Raw genomic sequence first — 5,000 nt, forward strand, 5'->3', positions numbered from 1 at the left:
TCGGGATTTGACCCCGGCCGGCCGCACCCGCAGGGACAGGAAATGTGAACGCATCGGCCCGCGGGAGCCTTCTCGCCAGGTCACCTCGGTGAACGCCTGCCGCCCGTGGCCCGCCGCGAGCGCGGCCACCGGGGGCGGCTTGTCACGGTAGCGGGGCTGAGGCTTGCGGCCGTTGCCGGACCAGGTGGGAGCCGTGGGCACCGCCTCATGCGGGTGGACGGTCACATCCGAGCAGACCGCCACCACGTAGCCGATGCTCCAACGCTCCAGCCCGTCGCGGAAGTCGGCGTTCTGCCCGTAGCCGGCGTCGGCCACCAGCACCGGCGGAACCAGCCCCCATCCGGCCAGCTCATCGAGGACGTCCAAGGCCAGACGCCACTTCTCCCGATGCCCGATCTCCTCAGGGATCCCCGTCTTGCGCCGGCGCACCGGATCGTCCGCCCACTCCTGGGGCACGAACAACCGCCACTCCAGCGGACAGGACGCGGCCTCGGAGACCGCGTGCACGCTCACCGCGACCTGACGTTGCCCTGCTTGCCCAAGGCTCCGCAGTACTGCGGAGCGACCGCCACCGACATCCGGCCGTCCTTCGGGAACGACACATCATCGACCGCCCAGGCATCCGGGCCGACCTGGGGCACCATCCGCTGCGCGATCCGCCACCGCACCGGCACCGGATCCCACGTCGACTGGTTCACGAACTGCTGCAGGTTCTGCTCGTTGCCGTCCGGCAGCCGCTCCGCCATCGGCTGGATCGACTTGCGCCGCCCATCCAGCATCAGCCCCCGCAAATAGCAGTCGCCCTTGGCCCGCTGATCCTTGCGCCGCACCGACGCGAACACATCAGCCACGAATAACGCCAACTTCGCCCGAGCACGGTTCACTTCATGTGCATCCACACCAAGTTCTTCGGCAGTTCATCGCCTTCGATCTGCGGTCGGACTCGCTGCCGGACTCGCGTGCGCCTCGTCTCGGCATCGTCGGCCGCAGTTCCAGTCGACCGGGGCGAACTACCTAAGAATCTCCGACCCAGGTCACTGGTGCTGTGACCGGACGCCGCGCGCAGCGGTGGACCTCCGCGACCGACGAGCCGACGCGGCGTACGGGTCACGCGAGCGCACGTACACTCGGACTATGAACCGCACACGACGCGTCACGGGAGAGTGCCTGCCGCAGGCTGCCCCTGCCGCGCGTGCGGCCTCCGCGGGCCGGACGGGCATCAGCCCCCGGACCGCCGCCGACGGCCAGGCCCCCACGGTCGGCCGCGGCGTCCTGCACGGCCACGGCTAGCGCTTCCCCACCGCGCCCGGGCCCACTCCCTCCCGCCGCACCAACTTCCGCGACGGGCCACGCCCCGGCAGCCCGGCCTGATCACCGCGCCCCGGCCGGCCCCCGCCGCCTCGAGGGCGACGCATCGCCCTTCCCACCCCACCACCGCAGTGCCGACGCTCCGTCGGCGCTGCCGCCAGGCGAGGGCCGCATGCCGGGCCGTAGCTGTCTCCGAAGGGACCACCGTGAAGTTGAGCGGGTTGTTGACCGACCATGAGCACCACGTCATCCAGGGCGACACCGAATCGACGGGGATCACCGCGGGCGCAACCTTCGACGTCGACCGGGTGGTGCCGGGCTCGCTCTTCATCGCCGTACCCGGCCACCGCGGCGGCGGCCCCGCCTCCATCGGTGCGGCGCTCGCACGCGGGGCGGTGGCGGTGCTCGTCGACGCGTCGGGAGCCGCCGCCGCGCCCCCCGGACGGGAGCTGCTGCCCGCGGTGTGCGTCGTACGGGTGCCCGACACCCGCAAGACGGCCGCGGTCGTCACCTCCCGCTACTTCGGCGAGCCGGGCCGGCACATGGACCTGGTGGCCGTCACGGGGACCAACGGGAAGACCTCCATCTCCTACATGGTCGAGTCGCTGCTGAGGATCTCCGAGGGCGCCTCGGTGGGCGTGATCGGTACGGCGGGCAGCCGGATCGGCGACGAGGTGATCCCGATGCCGCCCTCGGTGTTGACCACACCGGAATCGCCCGACCTGCAGTACCTCCTAGGCCGCATGCGGGACCAGGGCACCGGCAGCGTGGTACTGGAGGCCACCTCGATGGCCCTGCAGACGTACCGGATGGACAGGACCTTCGTCGACGTCGGCGTCTTCACCAACCTGACCCAGGACCACCTGGACGACCACGGCACGATGGCCCACTACACGGACGCCAAACTGCGGCTGTTCCAGGGGCTGTGCCGGCACGCGGTGGTCAACGTGGACGATGCCGTGGGAGCCGGCATCCGCGCGATGATGCCGGACGCGGTGACGACCTACGGCCTGGACGAGGAGGCGGACTTCCGGGCCACGGACCTGATCGCGGACGCCTCGGGCACGCGGTTCACGCTGCACCACGCCGGCCGGGCGTACCCGGCGGCGATCCCGGTCCCTGGCCGCTTCTCCGTGTCCAACGCGCTGGCGGCCGTCGCGGCCTGCCGCGTACTGGGGCACGACCTGGACGGACTGGTCGCCGCGCTCGCCCAGATGCCGCCCGTACCGGGCCGGTTCGAGCGCTTCGTGACCCCCGCCGGCACGTCGGTGATCGTGGACTACGCGCACTCGCCCGACTCCCTCGACAAGGTCCTCACGGCCATCCGCGGCTTCGCCCGGGGCCGGGTCATCACCGTCTTCGGCTGCGGCGGGGACCGCGACACCACCAAGCGCGCCGAAATGGGCCGCATCGCCGGCACCCACTCCGACCTGTGCGTCCTGACCTCGGACAACCCCCGCACGGAGAACCCCGAGGCGATCCTGGACCAGATCGCCCCCGGCATTGAGGCCACCAGCACACCGTACGAACGCTCCGCCGACCGCCGCCGAGCCATCGCCCTCGCACTGTCCGCGGCTCAGCCCGAAGACATCGTCCTGATCGCCGGAAAGGGCAGCGAACCGCACCAGATCGTGGGCGAGGACCTGCTCCCCTTCAGCGACATGGCAACCGTCCGCGACCTGGCCTCCCGCCTGCTCCCCTGAACCCGGAACCCCAACCCGGGCTTCGCAACCGCAGCTTCCCCTGCGTCTACGTCACCCTCCCCAACGAAACCACCACCGCCACGGGCTGCTGACCCCACCCGCCCTCTGGGCCGCAAGGTGATCCCTAAGAAACGGCCTGGTCTAGCCAGCTGCTCGCGCTGGTTGCCGGTCTTCCCGTCCCGGGTGAGGAAGCGAACGACTTCTGGCGGAAGCTGTGGAGGGCGTCGGGCACTCCGATCCTGCTGCCCGCGAATATCCAGGGCCAGGTGCTGCGCGCGCTGGGAGGTGAGGGTGTCGGCCTGGCCGATCAGCTGCTGACGGCCGTCAAGGAAATGGACGAGCAGCAGCGTGCCGCCGCTGCGGAGGTCATCGATCCATCGTTGGGATTAGCCGTCACCGCGTGACGCCTTTCCCAACGGCCGTTCGGATGCGTCACGCCTCAGCCGCCAGGCCCGCGTCCGGCACTTCGGCGAGCAGTGAACGACTGATCGACGGGGGGACGTTTGAGGCCCGCAACGCCTGGACCGCGGGCCTCAAACGGGCATCCATGGTGTGCTCCTCTGCCGTTGTCGGTGGCTGCGTACCTACGGACGTACGGGTTCTCGCCGAGCTCGGAACGTGCTTTTGAATTCTGAGTACTTCCAGCGCGCTGGAGTCCGCGGCGGATCGCCCGAACGGGCCTGGTCAGAGAGCCAGCGGCAGGACAACGTGGTCGGCTGGTGCCAGCCGCCACGTCGAACGGGCTGGGTCCGCTCACTGTGGGCCGCTGGTCGGAGCGCGCCCGCTTCCCCCGTATTAGAACTTCTAACGGAATGCGCACGAGGGTCCGGCCACTCGCCACGGCGATCTAGGAACCGCTCCGCCAACCAGGAGGCCTTCGTGTCTCACGCTAACGCTGCTTTGACGCCTCGTGCCCGTCTGCGCCTGGCGCGTCTGATTGTTGATGACGGGTGGCCGGTCGCCCGTGCGGCCGAGCGATACTACGTGTCTTGGCCCACCGCCAAGCGGTGGGCTCGCCGTTACGCCGAATCCGGCCCGGCCGCGATGGCCGACCGGTCCTCACGACCGCATGCAGTCCCGGGCGGACCACGCAGCCGCAGGTCCGCAAGATCGTGCACCTGCGCTGGAACCAGCGTCTGGGCCCGGTCCAGATCGCCGGACGGCTGGGCATGGCTGCCTCGATCGTGCACGCGGTCCTGACCCGGTGCCGGATCAACCGGCTGTCCCATATCGACCGTGCCACTGGCGAGCCGGTCCGCCGCTACGAACACGATCACCCCGGCGCGATGCTCCACATCGGCGTCAAGAAGCTCGGAAACGTTCCCGACGGCGGCGGCTGGCGCTACGTCGGGAGTGTCCAGGGCCGCAGGAACCGCGCCGCGACACCCGACAGGTCCCGCAACAAGTACCGGGGCCCCCTGCTGGGAACCGCGTTCGTCCACACGGTCGTCGACGACGACCATTCCCGGGTCGCCTATGCCGAGATCTGTGACGACGAGAAAGCCGCCACCGCAGTCGGTGTCCTGCGGCGCGCGGTCGACTGGTTCGCCGCCCGCGGCGTGAGGGTCGAGCGGTCCTGACCGGCAACGGCTCGGCCTACCGCTCCCGGCACTGACACAGGCCTGCACCGAGCTCGCGATCACGCCGAAGAAGACCCGCCGCTACCGGCCTCAAACCAACGGCAAGGTCGAACGCTTCCACCGCACTCTGGCCGACGGCTGGGCCCTGGGCCGCTTCTACTCCAGCGAATCAGCCCGCCGCAAAGCCCTGCCGGCCTGGCTCCATCACTACAATCACCACCGCCCCCACACCGCAACCGGCGGCAAACCACCCATCACCGGGTTGACCAACGTCCCTGGGCATTACAGCTAGGACGCCGCTGGGCGGCGGCCATGCCGCGGGCGCCGGTGACGGAACCCGCGCCGGCCGGCTGGTCCGGCCTCACTTCCGCCAGAACAGGTGGTGCGTCACGCCGCTCGGGCTGGGCAC

3 protein-coding genes and 2 pseudogenes are annotated in these 5,000 nt (G+C 70.3%); 4 read left to right on the forward strand and 1 reads right to left on the reverse strand.

Translation table 11 applies throughout. The features are described 5' to 3' along the window. A pseudogene (locus ABZS64_RS38990) lies at nucleotides 1-899 on the reverse strand (IS701 family transposase); the annotation flags it as partial. A gap of 235 nt (nucleotides 900-1,134) precedes the next feature. On the opposite strand from ABZS64_RS38990, the gene ABZS64_RS38995 reads away from it, so the two are divergent. From ABZS64_RS38995 to ABZS64_RS39010, 4 genes and pseudogenes are all read left to right on the forward strand, one after another. Further along, nucleotides 1,135-1,290, forward strand: a complete 156-nt coding sequence (locus tag ABZS64_RS38995; protein ID WP_355839915.1) for a hypothetical protein — start codon at nucleotides 1,135-1,137, stop codon at nucleotides 1,288-1,290. Nucleotides 1,291-1,514: 224 nt separating this feature from the next. Then, entirely contained in the window at nucleotides 1,515-3,011 is a 1,497-nt protein-coding gene (locus ABZS64_RS39000) for a UDP-N-acetylmuramoyl-L-alanyl-D-glutamate--2,6-diaminopimelate ligase (protein ID WP_355839917.1), read from the forward strand. 266 nt (nucleotides 3,012-3,277) lie between these two features. Then, nucleotides 3,278-3,415, forward strand: coding sequence for a hypothetical protein (locus ABZS64_RS39005; RefSeq protein ID WP_355839919.1), 138 nt, complete (start codon nucleotides 3,278-3,280; stop codon nucleotides 3,413-3,415). Nucleotides 3,416-3,890: 475 nt separating this feature from the next. Continuing rightward, nucleotides 3,891-4,883: pseudogene (locus tag ABZS64_RS39010) on the forward strand (IS481 family transposase). Nucleotides 4,884-5,000: the final 117 nt, after the last annotated feature.

Origin of the sequence: Streptomyces sp. NPDC005408, from assembly GCF_040606445.1 — a bacterium.
In the GTDB taxonomy this organism is placed as follows: domain Bacteria; phylum Actinomycetota; class Actinomycetes; order Streptomycetales; family Streptomycetaceae; genus Streptomyces.

Excerpts from the sequence above, each read along its gene's own strand:
- ABZS64_RS38995 (WP_355839915.1), top strand. The coding sequence starts at position 1,135 with ATGAACCGCACACGACGCGTCACGGGAGAGTGCCTGCCGCAGGCTGCC.